Annotated in this window: 18 protein-coding genes; 9 read left to right on the top strand and 9 right to left on the bottom strand. The window is 35.0% G+C overall.

The features are described 5' to 3' along the window. Nucleotides 1-3: 3 nt before the first annotated feature. Nucleotides 4-480, bottom strand: coding sequence for a 30S ribosomal protein S7 (gene rpsG, locus FHP04_RS07160; protein ID WP_139855411.1), 477 nt, complete (start codon nt 478-480; stop codon nt 4-6). An 81-nt stretch (nt 481-561) separates the two neighbouring features. Further along, a complete protein-coding gene (rpsL, locus tag FHP04_RS07165) occupies nt 562-936 on the bottom strand; it encodes a 30S ribosomal protein S12 (RefSeq protein ID WP_073215344.1) in 375 nt (124 codons plus the stop codon). Between the two features lie 423 nt (nt 937-1,359). Between rpsL and FHP04_RS07170 the strand changes: the two genes are divergently transcribed. From FHP04_RS07170 to rlmB, 5 genes are all read left to right on the top strand, one after another. After that, on the top strand, nt 1,360-3,057 hold the full coding sequence (locus FHP04_RS07170) for a POTRA domain-containing protein (protein ID WP_139855412.1): 1,698 nt from the start codon (nt 1,360-1,362) through the stop codon (nt 3,055-3,057). A gap of 121 nt (nt 3,058-3,178) precedes the next feature. Next, a complete protein-coding gene (locus FHP04_RS07175; RefSeq protein WP_139855413.1) occupies nt 3,179-6,232 on the top strand; it encodes a SusC/RagA family TonB-linked outer membrane protein in 3,054 nt (1,017 codons plus the stop codon). Nucleotides 6,233-6,255: 23 nt separating this feature from the next. Then, entirely contained in the window at nt 6,256-7,686 is a 1,431-nt protein-coding gene (locus FHP04_RS07180) for a RagB/SusD family nutrient uptake outer membrane protein (RefSeq protein WP_139855414.1), read from the top strand. 19 nt (nt 7,687-7,705) lie between these two features. Continuing rightward, on the top strand, nt 7,706-8,134 hold the full coding sequence (locus FHP04_RS07185; protein WP_139855415.1) for a hypothetical protein: 429 nt from the start codon (nt 7,706-7,708) through the stop codon (nt 8,132-8,134). A gap of 202 nt (nt 8,135-8,336) precedes the next feature. Continuing rightward, nucleotides 8,337-9,074, top strand: a complete 738-nt coding sequence (gene rlmB, locus FHP04_RS07190) for a 23S rRNA (guanosine(2251)-2'-O)-methyltransferase RlmB (RefSeq protein ID WP_139855416.1) — start codon at nt 8,337-8,339, stop codon at nt 9,072-9,074. Nucleotides 9,075-9,097: 23 nt separating this feature from the next. Here the strand turns inward: rlmB and FHP04_RS07195 are convergent, their stop codons facing one another. Beyond that, complete coding sequence (locus tag FHP04_RS07195; protein ID WP_139855417.1) at nt 9,098-9,892, bottom strand: rhomboid family intramembrane serine protease; 795 nt, start codon at nt 9,890-9,892, stop codon at nt 9,098-9,100. A gap of 93 nt (nt 9,893-9,985) precedes the next feature. Between FHP04_RS07195 and FHP04_RS07200 the strand changes: the two genes are divergently transcribed. After that, a complete protein-coding gene (locus tag FHP04_RS07200; protein ID WP_139855418.1) occupies nt 9,986-11,263 on the top strand; it encodes a replication-associated recombination protein A in 1,278 nt (425 codons plus the stop codon). Here the strand turns inward: FHP04_RS07200 and FHP04_RS07205 are convergent. Genes FHP04_RS07205 through radC form a run of 6 tightly spaced genes read right to left on the bottom strand, consistent with a single transcriptional unit; the run spans nt 11,260 to nt 16,754 of the window. Further along, nucleotides 11,260-12,066 (bottom strand): hypothetical protein, encoded by an 807-nt coding sequence (locus FHP04_RS07205; protein WP_158319125.1) that lies wholly within the window; start codon nt 12,064-12,066, stop codon nt 11,260-11,262. The genes FHP04_RS07200 and FHP04_RS07205 overlap by 4 nt on opposite strands. After that, entirely contained in the window at nt 12,066-13,457 is a 1,392-nt protein-coding gene (locus tag FHP04_RS07210; RefSeq protein WP_158319126.1) for a DUF5723 family protein, read from the bottom strand. The genes FHP04_RS07205 and FHP04_RS07210 overlap by 1 nt, the downstream gene beginning before the upstream one ends. 25 nt (nt 13,458-13,482) lie before the next feature. After that, nucleotides 13,483-14,028, bottom strand: coding sequence for a hypothetical protein (locus tag FHP04_RS07215; protein ID WP_139855421.1), 546 nt, complete (start codon nt 14,026-14,028; stop codon nt 13,483-13,485). A 49-nt stretch (nt 14,029-14,077) separates the two neighbouring features. Next, nucleotides 14,078-14,767, bottom strand: a complete 690-nt coding sequence (locus tag FHP04_RS07220) for a YjjG family noncanonical pyrimidine nucleotidase (RefSeq protein WP_139855422.1) — start codon at nt 14,765-14,767, stop codon at nt 14,078-14,080. Beyond that, nucleotides 14,757-16,052 carry a DUF7033 domain-containing protein gene (locus FHP04_RS07225; protein WP_139855423.1) on the bottom strand — a complete coding sequence of 432 codons (1,296 nt, stop codon included), beginning with the start codon at nt 16,050-16,052 and terminating at the stop codon, nt 14,757-14,759. Before FHP04_RS07225 ends, FHP04_RS07220 begins: the two co-directional genes overlap by 11 nt. 6 nt (nt 16,053-16,058) lie before the next feature. Continuing rightward, nucleotides 16,059-16,754, bottom strand: a complete 696-nt coding sequence (radC, locus tag FHP04_RS07230; RefSeq protein ID WP_139855424.1) for a RadC family protein — start codon at nt 16,752-16,754, stop codon at nt 16,059-16,061. Nucleotides 16,755-17,107: 353 nt separating this feature from the next. Here radC and FHP04_RS07235 point away from each other — a divergent pair, with 353 nt between their 5' ends. The 3 genes from FHP04_RS07235 to FHP04_RS07245 all read left to right on the top strand — a co-directional run bounded on the left by FHP04_RS07235 (nt 17,108) and on the right by FHP04_RS07245 (nt 19,644). After that, nucleotides 17,108-17,620 carry a YceI family protein gene (locus tag FHP04_RS07235; protein WP_139855485.1) on the top strand — a complete coding sequence of 171 codons (513 nt, stop codon included), beginning with the start codon at nt 17,108-17,110 and terminating at the stop codon, nt 17,618-17,620. A 113-nt stretch (nt 17,621-17,733) separates the two neighbouring features. Beyond that, nucleotides 17,734-18,612 carry a pirin family protein gene (locus FHP04_RS07240; RefSeq protein ID WP_139855425.1) on the top strand — a complete coding sequence of 293 codons (879 nt, stop codon included), beginning with the start codon at nt 17,734-17,736 and terminating at the stop codon, nt 18,610-18,612. Nucleotides 18,613-18,666: 54 nt separating this feature from the next. Then, a complete protein-coding gene (locus FHP04_RS07245) occupies nt 18,667-19,644 on the top strand; it encodes a quinone oxidoreductase family protein (protein WP_139855426.1) in 978 nt (325 codons plus the stop codon). Nucleotides 19,645-19,798: the final 154 nt, after the last annotated feature.

Genomic DNA, 19,798 nt, shown 5'->3' on the forward strand with positions numbered 1-19,798 from the left:
TGTTTAGAATCTGAAATGTGAGAATGCCTTATTAGCTTCTGCCATTTTATGAGTATCCATGCGTTTTTTAACCGCAGCTCCTTCCTCCTTTGCAGCAGCAAGAATCTCAGCAGCTAATTTAGCAGCCATAGATTTCTCGTTTCTTTTTCTTGAATATGTAATTAACCATTTCATTGCTGTTGCAATTTTACGGTCTGGACGAATTTGCATAGGAATTTGGAAGGTTGCCCCACCAACTCTACGACTACGCACCTCTACGTGAGGCATAACATTAGAAAGAGCGTCTTTCCAAAGTTCTAACGCAGTTTTTTCGTCGTCTTGCTTCTTTTCTTCTACAATATCAATTGCATCGTAGAAAACTTTAAAAGCCACACTCTTTTTTCCATCCCACATCATGTTGTTTACAAAACGCGTAACCAACTGGTCGTTAAACCGTGGATCTGGTAAAAGGGGTCTTTTTTTGGCCTGTTTTTTTCTCATCTGTTGTTTTGTTAATTGTTAATCGTCAATGCTAATTATACAACCTAAGCTATAAAGCATCAGCTATTAACCGTTTTCATTTTACTTCTTTGGGCGTTTTGCTCCATACTTAGATCTACGTTGCGTGCGGCCTGCAACACCTGCGGTGTCTAAAGCTCCACGAACAATGTGGTATCTAACTCCTGGCAAATCTTTTACCCTTCCACCTCTAACCAATACTATCGAGTGCTCTTGGAGATTATGACCTTCGCCTGGGATGTATGCGTTAACTTCTTTACCATTTGTAAGCCTTACCCTTGCAACTTTACGCATTGCAGAGTTAGGTTTTTTAGGCGTAGTAGTATATACACGCGTACAAACACCACGACGTTGTGGGCATGAATCCAAAGCAACCGATTTACTCTTCTTGGTTATTCTGGTTCTTCCTTTACGTACTAATTGTGAAATTGTTGGCATATAAAATATGTATTATTACTGTTTAAAAATAAAACACCCCTATTTTTAGGGGATGCAAATGTAGAATAAATTTTTTACTAATCAAACCATACTAAATTAATTTTCAGCATACTTCCAATTTTTTTTCATAAAAGAGACGAAATAGGAAGTTGAAGCTTTAATTTTGAAGAATGCAAACTTAAACTTATTAAAATCACTCAACAACAATTAAATACCATATCACGTTTAAGGTTATTCAATAAAAAAAAGAAACTCAATATAAGTAAACACACTTTGCTTACCTAATTGTAAAGCCTACAAATACCCACTTAGCAGTGTTTTTATTCATGTGTAGTACAACAAAGCAACATACAGATATAAAAGAAATAACAATTTCTAAAGAAAACTAAAGTTATTCAAACACAAAGAAACTAGATTAAAAATTTGAAACAAGCTACCACACTATTTCTACTCCTTAATATATATACCTGTTGGTTCTTAGGAATAAACGCCCAGGAGCTTACACTTTCTGTAAAAACTGAAAAATCTATTTCACAAAACCTTATTGACTCGCTACAAATTCCGAAAACATTTAAAAACTATTCAGAAATTGAAAAAGAAACAGATACAATTTCACTGAAACTTCAACGAATGGGATTTATTGAAAGTGAATTTCTTCAAATAAATAAGAAAAACGATAGTAGCTATGTTGCAGCTTTTAGTCTAGGACGAAAATACAATCAAATAAAAATATATTATTCTGAAGAAAATTTCACCCGAAAAGAATTACAACGAATTTCAAACAATATTACAAATTCCTATTTTACGGTAAATTTTGAAGCCATAACAAGTTCTCTAAACAAACTAACCGCCATACGAAATCAAAAGGGAAATGCTTTTGCGCGTTTACGATTAACAGAATTTCAAATTAAAGATAACAATTTGCTCACTGCATCTCTTTTTGTAGACAACAAGGAAATAAGAACAGTCGACTCTATTATAGTAAAGGGCTATGAAAAATTTCCTGTTTCATATTTAAAACACTATGCAGGGATAAAAAAGGGCAAAGTTTTTAACAAAGTAAAACTTCTTAAACAAAACGACAATTTAAACAATCTAGGTTTTGCCTCATCCACAAAACCACCCGAAGCACTTTTTAGAAAAGACTCAACTACTGTGTATTTCTATCTAGAAAAACAAAACAACAACTTATTTGATGGAATACTTGGGTTTGCTACAGATGAGAAAACGCAAAAACTTAACTTCAATGGGTTTTTAAATCTTGAATTAAACAACAATTTGAATTACGGCGAACAATTACTCATCAATTACAAAGCTGATGGAGAAGAACAAGTGAGCTTTAGAACAAAGCTCACACTCCCCTACTTGTTCCAATCGCCTTTTGGCCTAAGCGGAGAGCTAAAAATTTTTAAAAGAGACAGTACTTTTATCACCTCCGAGCAACAAGTACGAACTACATATCAAATAAACCCCCAATCGGCTACATATATAGGATACAAAAGTTACGACTCTAGTAATCTATTAGATGAGGCTATTGCTGGCAATCCTATTGAAGATTTTAAATCTAATTTCTTTATAGCTGGCGCTTCCTACATAACCACCCAAAACAAAAAGCTTTTCCCTATAAAAAGCAAAATCACCTTAGAAGGAGGAATTGGGAATCGAAAAAAAAACAACAACAATGAAGATCAAATAGGTGTTGAAGCACTTATCAGCAACATTTTTAATTTAAACTTTAAAAACTCGATATTTATACAAAACGCCACTAACATTTTAATTAGCGATAGCTACCTAACAAATGAACTTTTCCGTTTTGGAGGCATAAATAGCATCCGGGGATTTAATGAAAATAGTATAGACGCATCATTCTTTTCCATTATTAACACCGAATATAGATATCAATTCAATGAAGAAGTATTTGTACACAGCATTATAGACTTAGGGTATTTTGAAAACCAATCTCTTACTTTAAAACAAAATCTATACAGCTTTGGTTTTGGGCTTGGCATCAACACCAACACCGGTTTGTTCAGACTAAATGTTGCAAACGGGAACACCGAAAACCAAGATTTTAATTTTTCAAACACTAAGATTCACATCAGTGTTTCGTCAAAATTTTAATAAATCCTTATAATACAAGGATTCACTTTGATAAGGAAAGTTAAAAATTGGGAGTAAATACTTGTGTAATTAACTTTTTATTGTGATTTTTGCCGTTGGCTAATTCAAATAATTTATAAAAATGAGAACAAAGTTTAGTGGAATCTTAACGCTACTACTAGCGTTAGTTGTGCAGCTTACCTTCGCACAACAAAAAACTATTACAGGTACGGTGACGGACGACACAGGTCTGCCATTGCCTGGTGCAAACGTTATAATAAAGGGTACAAGCTCTGGAACACAATCAGACTTTGATGGGTTATACTCCATCACAGCTAATGTGGGTCAAACGCTTACCTTTAGTTATGTAGGTTTTGACACCAAGGAAGTTAAAGTAGGAGCGCAAAACAGTATTAATGTTACTTTAAATCCAGGTGCAAGCCTTGAAGAAGTAGTTGTTACTGGGTATTCTACTCGAAACCAAACTGTGCAAACTTCAGCTGTTGTATCTATTTCAGCAACTGAACTTTCTCAAATGGCACCTACTACTAGCGTAGATAATATGCTACAAGGTAAAGCCGCTGGGGTGCAGGTAACTGCTGCTAACGGTAAGCCAGGACAAGGAGCTTTCGTTCGTATTCGTGGAACAGGATCTCTTGTTGCTGGTGCATCTTCTCCATTATACATAGTGGATGGCGCGCCAATTAGAGAGCAAGATCTTGCAGGTATCCCACCAGAGGATATCGAAAATATTTCGATTCTTAAAGATGCTCCAACTACAGCTAGATATGGTTCTAGAGGGGCTAACGGAGTAGTTGTAATTACTACAAAGAGCGGTAACAGAAATAGAGAAGCAAAAGTTCGCTTTAGCTCTAGATATGGTACTACTTCTAGAATTACACCAAACTTCGACATGATGAACGCTACTGAAAAGATGGCATTCGAAGCTCAAATGTATGCTATGGGTGTTGGTAACTCAACACTACCTGGTGTTGCAACAAATCCTGGGTCTCCAGAAAGAAATTTCTTATTACAAAATGAGACAGATTGGGAAGACTTAATCCTTAAGGATGGTATTATCCAAAATAATAGTGTTTCTATTTCTGGTGGTGCTGAAAAAGTAGATTACTACTTCTCTGTAACAAACGACAGAAACTCTGGTATTATTGATCAAATTGATGGTTTTGAAAGATTAGGTTCACGTTTAAACGTAAACTTTGAAGCAAAAGAATGGTTAAACGTTGGTGTAAACGTAGGTTACTCTCGCTCTATGAGTGATGAGCCACGTGACCGTAACAACGCTCAGAACCCATTCCGTGCAATGTTGGACTACAACCCATACGAAACTGAATTCTTATTAGACGAAAATGGAGCTGTTATTTTAGATGACAACGGTAACCCAACTTACAACCCAACGCGTGGTGGTTTCCCAGTAAGAGGAGCTTTATTAACTGAGCCTTCTGAGGATATTACTAACACATTACTTGGTAGTGTAGATGCAACAGTTACCTTTAACAAGAACTGGAGCTACACTTTTGCAGTTGCAGCTAACTGGAACGCAAAAAGAAGAGAGAGCTACTCAATGCCAGGAGGTATTCTAGACGTTATCTTAGAAGGTGCTGATAACCCTACAGGTAACAAGTTTGACGATCAACAACACCGTGTTGACCTTACTGTAAGTAATAGATTAAACTATCACTTCAATAGAAACAACCACGATTTTAACATCATGGGATTATACGAATACAACATGTACGAGTTTAACCGTCAGTTTGTAAGAAGTAAAGGTTTCCCTTCTCCATTATTAACTACTCAAGCTAACGCATCTACTTTGGATGACGGTTACACTAGTAGACAAAGATTAACGCTAGTATCTTACGGAGCTTTTGCCGAGTATGATTACGATGAGCGTTATTTAGTGGGTGCTACAGTACGTAGAGACGGATCTTCAAGTTTTGGTAGTGATGTAAAATACGGTACTTTCTATAGTGGAAGTCTTGGGTGGAACATAGCCAAAGAGAACTTCTTCTCTGTAGAGTCTATCGACGACCTTAAAATAAGAGCAGCTTACGGAACAGTTGGTAACAGATTAGGAATTCCTAATTATGCATCTCAAGGTACAGTAACTTTCGGTTCTTACCCTGGAGGTTCATCAACGCTTCCAAGTCAAATTGCAAACCCAGAAATTCAGTGGGAAACAACTGAAACAATCAACTTTGGGTTAGAGTTAAACATGTTTAACAAGCGTTTACGTTTTGTATCTGACTACTTTATTAGAAACACTACTGAATTATTATTCAGCATTCCTAAAGCATGGGAGTCTGGTGTTGGTTCTATTCCAGGTAACTTAGGGGAGATTCAAAACAAAGGTCTTGAAGTTGCACTACAAGGGGACATCGTACGTAATAATGATTTTAAATGGACTTTAGGAGGTAACATTATCTTCTTAGACAACGAAATCGTTTCTTTACCTGACGGGCAAGATATTTCTCCTGCTAATGCATTTAGCATTTTATTTAGAGAAGGTGCTAAAATTAACGAGCACTACTTAGTAAGATACGCAGGAGTTGATCCACAAACTGGACAAGCGCTTTACTACGGTGCAGACGATCAAAAATACACTGCTAACAACCTTCCAGAAGGTGAAAACCGTGTGTTACAAGGTAAATCTACAATGGCTGACAAAGAAGGTGGTTTCTTTACTGACTTAAACTACAAAGGTTTCGGACTACGTGCTGATTTCATCTTCAAATACGGAAACTGGATTAATAACATTGTAAGAGCACAACGTGAAGATCCAACCGACATTGACTCTAACAGATCTACAAGTGCGTTTAACTACTGGAAAAAACCAGGTGATACCGATGTACTGCCTAGCCCACGTTACGCTAACACTGACGCAGCTGTTGACTCTGACCAATACTTAGAGAAAGGTGATTATATAAGAATGAGAAACATTACTCTATCTTATACATTCCCTAATAGATTCTTAGATAAGACTCCTATCAGTAGTTTAAGAATTTATGCTCAAGGACAAAACTTATTGACATTCTCTAAATTCTGGGGAGATCCTGAAGTAGGTATTTCATCTGGTGAAACTATCTCATACGCGAATACTGTTGCTCCAGGAGAGGTTACATTATACAGTTACCCAAACACTAAGTCATACCAGTTAGGGATAGACGTAAGTTTCTAATTTTAAAAAAACAATAGCAAAAAATGAAAAAATTAATTTATAAAATAGCAGTTTTTGTTTTAGTTGTAGGAAGTTTAACTTCTTGCGATGACAAACTAGAGCAGATTCCTTTTGACGAATTTGGAACTGAAAATGCCTATACAAGTGCAAGAGATTTTGAAAATGCCGTAAGAGGTATCTACTCAACACTTACCGCTGGAACGTTTTATGGTGGAAGTGATGCAGGTGGTATGCTAGACATGCCAGATGTACTTTCAGACAACGTTACTTTAGCACAGATTGGACGTCAATCTAGAGCGAATAACCATAACTTTAGATATGAAGCGTCACAACCAGCGATGTCTGGATTGTATTCCAATGCTTACACCTTAATCTTTAGAGCTAACACTTTATTAGATAAGGCTGTAGGCTTTGAAGGTGAGAGCAAAGCGAACTTCGTTGCGGAAGCAAAGGCTTTAAGAGCACTTGCTTACTTTGACTTAGTAAGATTCTTCGGAAAAATACCAACCCAATCAGGTGATGCTAATGGAAGCTTAGGAGTTCCTTATCTAACTGAACCAGAACCAAACGCAACTCCAGCACGTGAAACTGTAGGTTTTGTATACGATCAGATTGTTGCTGACTTAGAAGAAGCTGCTGCAAACATCAATGACACTAACGGGGAAGGCCGTATGGGTAAAGATGCAGTAAACACTCTTCTTTCTAGAGTTTACTTATACATGGGAAAATGGCAAGAGTCTGTTAACGCAGCAAACAGAGTTACTGCTTCAGTAGCACCTAGAGCAGATGTTCCTGGGATATGGACAGACGAAAACGAAAGTGGATTATTATTCCACATTCCAATCGAGCCACCAGTACTTTCTAATACTATTGGTGTAATGTGGAGCCAAGGAGGATTAAATTCTATTACTCCAGAATACGTAGTTTCTTACGAATTATTCCAATTATATAGTAACGACGATATCCGTAAAGAGGCTTACCTTGCAGAAGGATCTAAAAGTGGAAGTGACTTTAACGTAATCTACAAATACTTTGGAAGACCAGGTGGAACTCAAGGGCAAGTAGACATCAAAATCTTAAGAGCTGAAGAAGCTATATTAAACAAAGCAGAAGCTTTATTTAACTTAGGACAAGAAGGACCAGCGAGAACTGCTTTAGATTTAGTAAGAACTAATCGCTACACAACGCCTCCAAGTGGAGAAACAGGAACTGCTCTTAGAGATGCTATCCGTTTAGAGCGTAGATTAGAATTTGCATTCGAATCTCATAGATTCTTCGACATTAAGCGTTGGGGTCTTGGTGTAGACCGTGAAAGTTTTGGTGATTTAGCTGATGGTTCAGGAGCTCCATCTGATGTATTGAACTTAGCTGCTGGAAGTAATAAATTCCAAATGCCAATATATCAAACTGCCATGGACTTAAATCCAAACTTAATTCAGAATCCTGGTTACTAATTTTTAAATACCAATACAAATGAAAAATATTAAAACAATAATCGCATTTTTATTTACAGCGGTACTATTAGTATCTTGTGAAACTTATGAAGATTACGACTCTGAGGCAACTGTTGTAGGTTTTACTAAAAATTCTAGTAACATTAACAGAGTACCAGAAGGTGGAACTAAAGAAGGTACAGTAACATTGTACGTATCTGATGTTTCTAACGCAGACAGAACTTTTACATTAGTAGATCTTCCTGCTGATGAATTCCCAACGGCAACAGATAACTACGAATACCCAAGTTCAGTTACTATTCCAGCTGGAGTTAGAGAAATTGAAGTTACTGTTACTGCTATTGACAACTCAATTTCACCAGACGACAGAACTTTCTTTATTCTTGCAGTACAAGAAGGTGAAGGTTATGTAACTGGAGGTCAAGTACTAATTGGTCTTAAAAACTAAGAACAAATAGGTTAGTACAAACCTTGAATTATATTAAACACCCTTTGGAGTTTCCAAAGGGTGTTTTTTTTATACAGCTATAACTATATCAATATATTAACTATGCCACACAAGTGTTTTTGAATTTAAAATCACAAGCATCAGTTTGTCAGTTAATTTATCTAATTTTACCATAAGCTAAAAAAATAATACTAAGAACTCAATGAGCGATAAGAACAATACTATTTTCGGTATATATCCAGTTAAAGAAGCTTTATCATCTAATGTTAATTTTGATAAAGTATTTATTCAAAAAGGAATTGATAGCGATAAAATTGAAGGGCTAATAAAAGATCTTGAAAAGGCGAATGTTACAATAAATATAGTTCCTTTTGAAAAGTTGAATAGATTAACTCGTGGTAATCATCAAGGGATTGTGGCAGTAACATCTCCTGTCGGATTTCACAGTTTAGAAAGTGTTGTGGAGAAAACATTGGAAAGCAATAAAACTCCCCTATTTCTAATCTTAGATCAAATAACTGATGTTAGAAATTTTGGAGCAATTTTACGTACTGCAGAATGTACAGGTGTAGATGCCGTTATAATTCAAAAATCAGGAGGTGCACCAGTTTCTGGGGATACCGTAAAAACTTCTGCTGGAGCAATATTTAAAATACCTATTTGTAAAGTAGATCATATTAAAGATGCAATCTTTTACCTACAAGGTTCAGGAATTTCCACCATTGCCGCAACTGAAAAAACTGATTCTGAAGTTTATAGCTTGGATTTAAAAAAGCCCTTAGCTATTGTAATGGGTTCTGAAGGAAAAGGAGTTTCTAAATCTGTATTAACCCTAGTAGACGAACGCGCTTCCCTCCCACTACTTGGAGAGATTAATTCCTTAAATGTTTCCGTAGCTTGTGGAGCATTTTTATATGAAGTGGTGCGCCAAAGACTATAATATAAATTTAACCTAATATAGTTTTAGTGTTCCCTTGATATTTTGTCGTCACTAATGCTATCCGAATTCTTTTTAAACGTATAAACAATTTTAACCCGTTTGGTAATTTGCTCAACGGGTTTTTCATTTTCTACAGGCTCTTCAATAACCTCTTTAGGCAGTTCAATAAAATTTCCATTTTCATCAAATTGTTTTAAAAATGGATCGTCATCGGGATTATAATCCTCTTTTTCCCATTCATATTTTTTATTCTGAATGGGATTTGTTTTAAAAATAAAGGAAAAAACAAGACCTACTAAAAAACCTGATAGATGTCCTTCCCACGAGATTTCAGGATTTACCGGAAATACATACCACAACAATCCACCATATAGAAAAACCACGGCTAGAGCTAAAGCAGTTAGCTGAAATTGTTTAGAGAAGATTCCTTTGAAAAATAGAAACGCAGCTAACATATAAACAACCCCACTGGCTCCAATATGAAGCGATTCTCTCCCTATTACCCAAGTAGCAAAACCTGTCAATAAAAGCCCAAATATTAAAACCTTCCACCGGATATTTCTATAGAAGTAAAACAAAGCTGAAGATAGAACAAACAATGGAATGGAATTGTTAAACAGGTGCTTTAAACTTCCGTGAATAAACGGACTAAATACGATGCCTCTTAGGCCCTCAATATTTCTTGGATATACACCAAATTTATTAAAGTTTACTCCAAAGCGAGATTCAAACCAAAATACAATCCATATCGACATTACAAACAGTAATGGATAACCAAAAACATCGGGCGTAAATTTTAATTGATTAGTGTTTTCCATAATTAAGAAGTAAGTTACAAAAAACAATCCCAAAATAAATTTATGATATAATGTCAGTGAATCCGATAGTATAAAATTGTAATTTTGAAGTCTATGAACGCACCACTTGCAGAACGAATACGCCCCACAACTCTCGAAGGATATTTAAGCCAACAACACTTAGTTGGTCCAAAGGGATCATTAACTTCGCAATTAAGCACAGGAATGATTCCATCGATGCTTTTTTGGGGTCCTCCAGGAACTGGAAAAACTACCTTAGCCAATATTATTGCCAATTATACAGATAGGCCTTTCTATACATTAAGCGCTATAGACAGTGGTGTAGCTGCAGTTCGTGAAGTAATTGAAAAAGCAAAAAAAAGCGATAATTTATTTTCTACAAAAAATCCAATTCTTTTTATCGATGAGATTCATCGCTTTAGCAAGTCGCAGCAAGATTCACTGTTAGGCGCCGTAGAAAAAGGATGGATAACACTTATTGGTGCTACAACAGAAAATCCAAGTTTTGAGGTAATTCCTGCATTATTGTCTAGATGTCAGGTTTACATTTTAGAATCTTTTAGCCGTGATGACATGGAAGCGCTTCTAAAAAGAGCTTTAGAAGAAGATGAAATTCTTTCAAAGAAAGACATAAAACTACAAGAAACTGAAGCTTTAATAAGACTTTCTGGCGGAGATGCACGAAAACTTTTAAACATTTTAGAGCTTGTTGTTCTATCAGAAAACACCGATAAGATTACAATTACCAACCATATAGTTATGCAAAAGGCACAAAAAAACACCGTGCTTTACGACAAAACTGGCGAGCAGCATTACGATATTATTTCGGCATTTATAAAATCAATTAGAGGAAGCGACCCTAATGCAGCAGTTTATTGGCTGGCGAGAATGATTGAAGGTGGAGAAGACATAAAATTTATAGCTAGAAGGATGGTAATTTTAGCATCCGAAGATATTGGTTTGGCAAACCCAAACGCATTACTCCTTGCAAACAGTACTTTTCAAGCAGTTAATTTAATTGGCTATCCTGAAGCTCGAATTATTTTAAGTCAATGTGCCATCTATCTAGCTACCTCTGCAAAGAGCAACGCATCATATAAAGCTATAGGTGAAGCGCAGAGTTTGGTTAGACAAACTGGCGACTTATCTGTCCCTTTATCCATTAGAAACGCTCCAACAAAGCTTATGAAGCAATTAGGCTATGGCAAGGAATATGAATATGCACACAATTATGAAGGCAATTTTGTGCCTCACGAGTTTTTACCTGAAGAAATAAAAGGCACTACCTTTTATAAACCTGGAAATAATGCAAAAGAAAACTCACTTAAAACGTATTTAAAACATCTTTGGAAGGACAAATACGACTTTTAATTTTGAAGTTTATAAACTTTTAAATAAGCTCCATCGTTAATTTTAAGATCACCAGAAGCATCAAAGGCCGCCTTTCCGGTTACACCTGAAGTATCAGTATATTCTAAATGATTGTTGTTTATAACTAAAGTACCTCTTAAAAGTAGTCCATCACTAGCTTTATTAGATTCTTCATAAAGTGAAAAACCTTTATCAGTTTTACGTAGCAAGAAGGTTTTCCCTAAATAAGTATAGTTTGAAAACTTAGCATCTGGGATGTAAATCTCTTTTGTAGTATTTGTATTCTCCTTTACTGTAGATGATACTACCTCCTCTGCTTGTATTTTATTAATAGTAACAACTTCTCTATTAACTGCAGATTTTTCACTCAAAAGAACTACATCTTTTTGCTTAACGCGAAGCGAATTAAAACTATTAAACGCTTTTCTTAATGCATCTTGATATGCTTTGTCGTATTGTTTAAACTTAGTTCTCCCTTCATGAGTTCTAAAAACCTCTTCCCCATTACAATCTCTCAAAACTACCTGGAGTTTAATGCCAATTATACTTTTTAATTTTTCAACATCAGCAAAAAGACCATCGCAACGATTTGCATTTGGAGCAAGATTTGCCATATATGCATTAAATCCATTTTTTTCTAAATAGAATTCTGTCATAGAATTCAATTTATACAAATCCTTTCCGTTTAAAAAATCGAATTGCTCTGGCACTATTACATAACTGTAATCGCTCAGTGTTTTGTTCTGAGAATTCACTGAAACACTTAAAAATAATGTTGCTAAAAAAAATAATATTCTTGTCATTAATCGTCAATAATAATGTTGAAACCTAGCTGTAAAGATACACTTTTTGCCTTTGCCAAATTACCGTATTTAAGAAGGTTGTCGGCAGCCACATAAAAATTTACCGACCCAACATCAGCAGAAACTCCTAAACCTACGTTTGAAAAAGAATAAGAATCTACGGTATAAGTAGCTTTTGCTGAAATAAACTCGTTTAGTCTTCTTTTGTAATAGAGCGTTCCTGCCAACTGTTGCCCTTTAGGTCGAAAAATAGAATAAAATTGAACTCCTACATTCTGTTTGTGTAAAACACCTTTATCCATATTCATGCAATCACAATCGTCTGAAGCAAAAAATCTTCCAAAACCAAAACTCAGGCCTGCATTAATTTTTACAGGTCTAAACTGAGTGTATTTATTGTGAATTGTATCGATTGGAATTTCACGTTCAAATTCATCCTCAATATCGTCATAATAAGGATAAGTAGATTCACCGTCACTTAATGCTGGAAAGATTAAATTAATTCCGTCGAGGGTATAATTTCCGTGGGCACGATAATTCTCTACATCTTTTCTATGAAAAATCGCCCCTACATCCAAGGCGCTAACCGTAAGTACAAAAGCATCGTTAATCTCATATGTAAAGCCCAAATCTACTCCTACCCCAATATTTCCACCAAATAAGGCTCTACCTAAAACTTCTTTAATTACTTCATTAGGACCATCAAGCTCCCGTAAGGAAGCATAACCAGAAGTTTCAACGCTTACATCGGCGTTTTCTACGGTATGCTCATAAATATTTTCCGAATTTTCATCACCAAGTCGGGTAACAAAGGTTCCAGTATTATTTACACTCCGATAACTAAACATACTCGAATAGAGCTTTAATCTAGCACCAACAGTAAGCTTTTCATTAATCTTTTTATTCATTCCAAAATGATAAACCGTCATAAAATCGCCAGTAGTGCTAACTTCACCTAAATCAAATTTATAGTCCAAATAATCAATGTTGCCTTCCCATGCCAATATTGCTAAATCTTTAGGGAAGTAACTTATAAAATCGAATTCTTGATAGATTCCTCCAGAAAAAAATATTTCATTCTTTGCTCTCCATCCAAAGTTTATCAACTCTAATTGCTGAGTAGCAGTAAAGAAATCGGTATTCTTCATTTCGAATATCTTTTTTGTGATTCTATCATTAATATTATTATTGCCATTTTTGAAAATATCATAAACCGAAACTCCTGAAGAACCACCGTTAATGTGAATTTGGGACAACAACGGAATACCATAATGTTTTTTGTGAATTACCTTACTTCCAGGGTTTAACATTAGAGATTGTGGGGTATCATCAAAACCATAGAGTATTTGCTTATTTTGAGAAATAGCCAATACTCCTACTAGGAATAACATTACAGTCAAAAAATTTCGCATAGTATTAATATTCCAAAAAATATGTGGTTTTGGATTTCATATTAAGCGTTCCTTGTAGGTTTTCGTTAGAAGATGGAATAGTTACTGAAACAACAACCTTATTAGCTAATGTAAGTTGCGATATAGCCTCCCCCTCAACAATATGTGTGAATTCAGTAATTACAGGCGTTGAAACTTCTCCTTGCTCTACGGCAGTCCCTGTTTCATAGGTAATATTGTTTTCTTCACTTAAAAACTCAAAGTCAACTTGAAAACTTCGCGGAATAGAATTTGTAAATTTGAAATAAAAATCAGCGCGTTTTAAACTCTCTTGTAAAGTGCTATCGTCCAAAAATTTAATTTCGGTTGTATCCCGCAATGTAAGAATGGGTGTACCATTAATTGTATCATAAAAGTCGCTTGCCTGCAGATTGAAATAGATTAAATCCAATTCCATTATTGGAGATAATGAAATATCTTCAGCTTGATCGAAATCGGTATCTCTAACGCACGCCGTAAAAAAAAGGCATAAAAAAAGACTGGAAATCGATATTACTAGCGTTCTTATCATAAGTTTCTTTAGGTTACTTATGCATAACGCCTTAAAAATTAAATTATTACTAGAGATAGTCCTTAATTTCAGATAGTTCCTTAACGGCAATAAAAGGTTTTTTCACTGCTTCATTTCGATAGTTATAAAACAATGTGTGCATCCCAGCATTTTGAGCTCCTAGGATATCGGCTTCAAAACTATCTCCAATCATTATGCTTTTGTCGGGAGTAACAGAAGCTTTTTCCATGGCGGTATAAAAAACAGTTGGATGAGGCTTTTTTAATCCAACCTCCTCCGATGTAGTTATAGTTAGGAAGTATTTTTTTAAACCGCTATTATCTATTTTTTTACGTTGAACCTCTTCAAAACCATTGGTTATAATATGAAGTCTATATTTTCCTGATAGATAATCTAAGGTTTCAAAGGTATTGCTAAACAAATAATTATCTCCAGGCAACTCATCTATATAACTATTCGCGAGTGAATCTATTAAATCTATAGTATAATCGAATGCTAATACATCAAATGTTTTTGACAATCTACCTCTTCTAAGTTCTTGTTTTGTTACGCGTTCTTCACGAAACATTCTCCAATACTCAAGATTAATTGGTTCGTAAACTTTTAAAAAATCGGAAAGTGGAATGTCTATTTCATGCTTTCTAAAAACGCGTTGGAATGCCAATCCAGAGTTTTTATCGAAATCCCAAAGTGTGTGGTCGAGGTCAAAAAATACATCCGTTATTTTCTTATTGAGCATATTCCTGTAGTTTTTCTGAAAATATTTTTCTCCATACCTTTTGATTATCTAAGGCAGAAAAGTCTTTGTTAGAGAAAGTCATTGTAAAAGTTCCATTAACGTCATCAACCGCTTTAAGCATTGTAGATACTGTTTTATCAATATCTGAAGCGTATTTCTTGTTAAATGCCAATGTAGTCATTGCTGACGGATGAATAATTAACGGAGTTTTAATTTCATAATCCAAATCATAAAAAAGAAAAGGGGTGCAAGTCCCTGCTCTAAACCCAACAGCGTCACGAAAAACCATAGTGAAATCTCGTTTTATTTCGAGCTCTACTAAGTATCTATATAAATCAGGAAGATTTACAAGATACTCCGAATTCATCGAACTAGTAAGTGAGCGATTTGTAATTTCTTGCATCCTTCTTTTTTCATCTTTCAACATTTCATAATTACCCAACGCATTGAACGAAAACATTAAACCCACCTCCTTATAGTCTGAAACATATTTTATAAGCATCTTAAACTTTTGCCGATGCGTGTTCATACTTTCGTTAAAAGACAAAGCGTCTCCTAGCATAAAAAAAACTGTAAGTTTAAAATTACTTCGCGTAGATTTATTCACCATCCACTTAAAAGTATCTAAAGGATCTCGCTTAAACCCTAAAATTACTTGGGTTCGTAAAATGACATCTCTAAATTTTGCTCGAAAAAAACTATCTAAATACCCCACAACTGTTCGGAATAAACCTTTTTGTTTATAGGCAAATGTTTGTGACGCTTCAATTACAGGGTGAATAACAATTTTCTTTTCGGGGAACTCCATTTTTGGAAAAGCCTCCAAAAGTTGTTCTTTAAATTTATATGCCCAGATATCGACAATTGGTTGTTGCAAAAAACCTTCTTTATACGCCAAACTTTCCGAGGCCATGAAACGTCCTAATTCATCTTTTACATGGGGGAGGTATTCTTCATAGCGAGTAATCATATAAAAACTAGCCGAAAAAATATCAAAGGGTAAAGAACTAATGTTCGAGACTGCAAAAAACCCAAAAGTATCATCCCACTTCTTAACCGTAATATCGGTAGCTTCAATCCCTTGTTGTTCTAATAGTCCGTGACTTTGGAAAAAAAGCTCATTCCCCATTGGTTTTTTCCCATATGAAATTTTAGGGCCTTGATGTGCAATAAATTCTTCAATACCTGAAGTAAACGCAATATCGATACCTAATATCCGCAAACATATATGCTTGAATATATAGGAAATTCTAGGAGTAACTTTTTGAGTGTAGATTAACAACATAGCGCGTTAAAGCATATTTTCATCGGCAAAGCTAAAATACGCTTTTTCAGTAATTATAAGGTGATCTAGGACCTTAATGTCTAAGCTTTCTCCAGCAACTTTGAGTTTTTTTGTTAATTGTATATCTGCTTGACTTGGTTTTAAAGTGCCCGAAGGATGATTATGAGCCATAATTATTCCTACAGCTCCTATTTGCAGTGCTTCCTTAAAAGCTAAACGAATATCAACCACAGTACCTGTAATTCCACCCTTACTTAATTGAACGCTTTTTATTATTTTGTTTGAATTATTTAAGTAAAGAATCCAAAACTCCTCGTGAGGAAGATCCCCAATTATTGGTTGAACATACTCAAAAACTGATTTACTTGAAGTAATCTTTTTTCTTTCCAATGCTTCACCTGTTCTTCTACGTCTACCCAATTCCATTGCAGCAGTAATTGAAACCGCTTTAGCCTCACCTATACCTTTAAACTCCGTTAAATCGGATATCGAAAGTCTTCCTAGTTCACTTAAATTATTATTTACCGAAGCAAGTATCCGCTGACTTAAAGACACAGCACTTTCGTTTCGGCTACCCGATCCAATTAATATTGCAATAAGCTCTGCATCGCTTAGTGCAATTCTACCTTTCAACAACAACTTCTCACGAGGGCGATCGTCTTCGTTCCAGTTTTTTATAGAAAATGAATGATTTTCCTCCATAATACTGTATTTAACACCTTAAAGATAGCGATGAAAAATGAGAAAGCGAAATCAAAAAACAATCATAACAAATTGACAATCAACACACAAAGAGCTTAGTCCTAAAAACTAAGTGCTGAAATAAATTTTGATAAGAATTTTCTTAATGACGATTTTAAATAAATTTCTCACATTATGATAATTTCGGTCTCACCTAGTAGTTTTTCAGTGGTATTCGCGCTATAATCTACTAAGCTTTAATTATTTAAAACAAGAATGATATATCACTTCTTAACATACATCAATGCACAGTAGAATTATGAACCGTAATTTTGTCTCAAATAATTACGTTTAACATAAAAAAATATATAATGATGAAAACAAACTGGAAATTAGACCCGACTCACTCTGAAATCGAATTCAAAGTAAAACACATGATGATTTCAACTGTAACTGGAAGTTTTAGCGAATTTGATGCTACTGCAGAAACAGAAGATGATTCTTTTAAAAATGCAGAATTCGCTTTTAATGCAAAAGTTGATTCAATTAGCACTAAAAATGAAGATAGAGACACGCATTTAAAGTCGGATGATTTTTTTAATGCGGAGCAATTCCCACAACTTACATTTAAATCTAAGTCATTTGACGGTGATAAAATGGTTGGCGACCTAACTATTAGAGATACAACCAAAGAAATCACTCTTGACGTAGACTTTAATGGTATAGCTGAAGACCCGTACGGACAAACTAAAGCTGGATTAGAGGCTACAGGAACAATAAACCGTAAGGACTTCAACTTAAGCTGGAGTGCAGTTACTGAAGCCGGTAATATTGTAGTGAGTGATAAAGTAAAATTAATCGCTAACCTTCAGTTTATCAAACAATAATAAAAATACTTTAGTTTTTATCCTAAAGGTCGGTAGATTAATGCTTCAAAATCGATTATTCGATCTGAAACTTTGTACCGACCTTTATTTATTTAATTTAAAACCTGGAAATAATGAAAACAAAAACAGTAGAATTTATAGCTAGCCCAAGAGAGCCGCATTTTGTTGGCGATGGTTTTCGCGTACATAATTTTATTCCTAGCGGTTTTCGTTTAGACATGCATCGGATGAATCCATTTATAATGTTGGATTACAATTCACCTTATAATTTCCCTCCGTCCGATAAACCAAGAGGTGTTGGTGTGCATCCACATAAAGGCTTTGAAACTGTAACTATAGCGTATAAAGGTAAAGTTGCACATCACGATAGCAGTGGCGGTGGCGGTGTAATTGGGGAAGGAGATGTACAGTGGATGACCGCAGCTAATGGAGTATTACACAAGGAATATCACGAAGAAGAATGGAGTAAAAAAGGCGGTGAATTTCAGATGGTACAACTATGGGTGAATTTACCTGCAAAGGACAAAAAATCTAACCCAAAATACCAAGCGATAAAAAATCAAGATATTGCCCGTTATAATTTACCAAATAACGCAGGAGTAATTGAAGTAATTGCAGGTGAATTTAAAGACACAAAAGGTTCTGCATCTACTTTTACTCCAGTTCATTTATTCAATGCAAGACTGAAAAAAGGGGGAAAAGCAGATTTTAGTTTTCCATCACATTACAACACTGCTTTGCTAGTATTAGAAGGTAATATAGTAGTAAATGGAGAAGAAAAAACACCAACAAATCATTTTGCATTAATGGCAAATGACGGAGAAAACTTCGAAATTGAAGCTACAGATGATGCATTAGTATTAGTTTTAAGTGGCGAACCAATAAACGAACCGATTGCAGCACAAGGTCCGTTTGTAATGAATACTAGAGAAGAATTGATTCAAGCTTTCAACGATTTTAACCTTGGTAAGTTTGGATATTTAGAAGACTAGTTTAATCTTCATTTTCTAAAATAAATATTTTAAAAACCTCAAAACCAAAAAAAAATGAAAGCAGCTATAATAGAGAGTTTAGGAGATACCCCTAAGTATAAGGATTTTCCAAATCCCAAAATAGAAAATGACGAGCAGTTATTATTGGAAGTAAAAGCGGCAGCTGTAAAAAACCTGGACAAAATTCGAGCTAGCGGCGAACACTACGCTAGTCATAAAGAAATGCCTGCTATAGTTGGAATGGATGGCGTTGGGTTTTTACAAGATAGCACTCGAGTTTATGCACAGGGTATAACTGGGATGATTGCTGAAAAAGCCTTAATTAATAAAAACAGCTATACATTAATTCCCGAAAACCTCGACTTTAATACAGCAGCGGCATTACCAAATGCTGTGTTGGGAGGTGCTATGGCGCTAAAAGTTAGAGGAGAAATAAAGCCTGGATATACTGTGCTTATAAATGGCGCTACAGGGGTAACGGGACAATTAGCAGTTCAACTTGCTAAGTACTACGGAGCCAAAACCATCATTTCCACAGGACGAAATCCTGAGAATTTAGAAAAAACAAAGCGCTTAGGAGCTGATAAAACCGTAAGCTTAAAGCAAGAGGATTCAGCCTTTATTGCCAAAATTCAAAATATCCATAAAGAAACTCCAATCGATTTAGTTATTGATTATCTATGGGGAAAGCCAATAGAATTAATAATTACTGCTTTAAAAGGTGGTGGACTTAACAATTTCACACACAAAACGCGAATTGTAACTGTAGGTTCGATGGCGGGAGAAAATATAAATTTAGCTTCAGGTATTTTAAGAAGTTCAGCTATTGAAATTTTAGGGTCAGGATTTGGAAGCCTTTCAAAAACAGATTTAGAAGGTTTTCATAAAGAAGTTCTTCCAGAAATGTTCCAGTTAGCTGCAGATGGCAAGCTAAAAATTGAATTGGTTCAAGGTGATATTAAAGACATAGAGCGTTTATGGGAACAGAAAATAGATTCAGGAAAACGCCTAGTAATTTCAATTAACCAATAGTTCTAAAGTATTAATTATATGTTATAATTCGCTAACCATCCTGTAATTGCCACAACAAAAAGCAAGAAATTTAGTAACTTGATAGACTTTTAATTTTCTTCAAAAAACTAATTAATGCTTCAAAAGCTATTTTCATAGTTTTTTGAATTCTAAT

The organism is Aequorivita sinensis, assembly GCF_006346335.1.
Taxonomy (GTDB): domain Bacteria; phylum Bacteroidota; class Bacteroidia; order Flavobacteriales; family Flavobacteriaceae; genus Aequorivita; species Aequorivita sinensis.

Excerpts from the sequence above, each read along its gene's own strand:
- rpsG (WP_139855411.1), bottom strand. The coding sequence starts at position 480 with ATGAGAAAAAAACAGGCCAAAAAAAGACCCCTTTTACCAGATCCACGG.
- rpsL (WP_073215344.1), bottom strand. The coding sequence starts at position 936 with ATGCCAACAATTTCACAATTAGTACGTAAAGGAAGAACCAGAATAACC.
- FHP04_RS07175 (WP_139855413.1), top strand. The coding sequence starts at position 3,179 with ATGAGAACAAAGTTTAGTGGAATCTTAACGCTACTACTAGCGTTAGTT.
- FHP04_RS07180 (WP_139855414.1), top strand. The coding sequence starts at position 6,256 with ATGAAAAAATTAATTTATAAAATAGCAGTTTTTGTTTTAGTTGTAGGA.
- FHP04_RS07185 (WP_139855415.1), top strand. The coding sequence starts at position 7,706 with ATGAAAAATATTAAAACAATAATCGCATTTTTATTTACAGCGGTACTA.
- rlmB (WP_139855416.1), top strand. The coding sequence starts at position 8,337 with ATGAGCGATAAGAACAATACTATTTTCGGTATATATCCAGTTAAAGAA.
- FHP04_RS07195 (WP_139855417.1), bottom strand. The coding sequence starts at position 9,892 with ATGGAAAACACTAATCAATTAAAATTTACGCCCGATGTTTTTGGTTAT.
- FHP04_RS07200 (WP_139855418.1), top strand. The coding sequence starts at position 9,986 with ATGAACGCACCACTTGCAGAACGAATACGCCCCACAACTCTCGAAGGA.
- FHP04_RS07205 (WP_158319125.1), bottom strand. The coding sequence starts at position 12,066 with ATGACAAGAATATTATTTTTTTTAGCAACATTATTTTTAAGTGTTTCA.
- FHP04_RS07210 (WP_158319126.1), bottom strand. The coding sequence starts at position 13,457 with ATGTTATTCCTAGTAGGAGTATTGGCTATTTCTCAAAATAAGCAAATA.
- FHP04_RS07215 (WP_139855421.1), bottom strand. The coding sequence starts at position 14,028 with ATGATAAGAACGCTAGTAATATCGATTTCCAGTCTTTTTTTATGCCTT.
- FHP04_RS07220 (WP_139855422.1), bottom strand. The coding sequence starts at position 14,767 with ATGCTCAATAAGAAAATAACGGATGTATTTTTTGACCTCGACCACACA.
- FHP04_RS07225 (WP_139855423.1), bottom strand. The coding sequence starts at position 16,052 with ATGTTGTTAATCTACACTCAAAAAGTTACTCCTAGAATTTCCTATATA.
- radC (WP_139855424.1), bottom strand. The coding sequence starts at position 16,754 with ATGGAGGAAAATCATTCATTTTCTATAAAAAACTGGAACGAAGACGAT.
- FHP04_RS07235 (WP_139855485.1), top strand. The coding sequence starts at position 17,108 with ATGAAAACAAACTGGAAATTAGACCCGACTCACTCTGAAATCGAATTC.
- FHP04_RS07240 (WP_139855425.1), top strand. The coding sequence starts at position 17,734 with ATGAAAACAAAAACAGTAGAATTTATAGCTAGCCCAAGAGAGCCGCAT.
- FHP04_RS07245 (WP_139855426.1), top strand. The coding sequence starts at position 18,667 with ATGAAAGCAGCTATAATAGAGAGTTTAGGAGATACCCCTAAGTATAAG.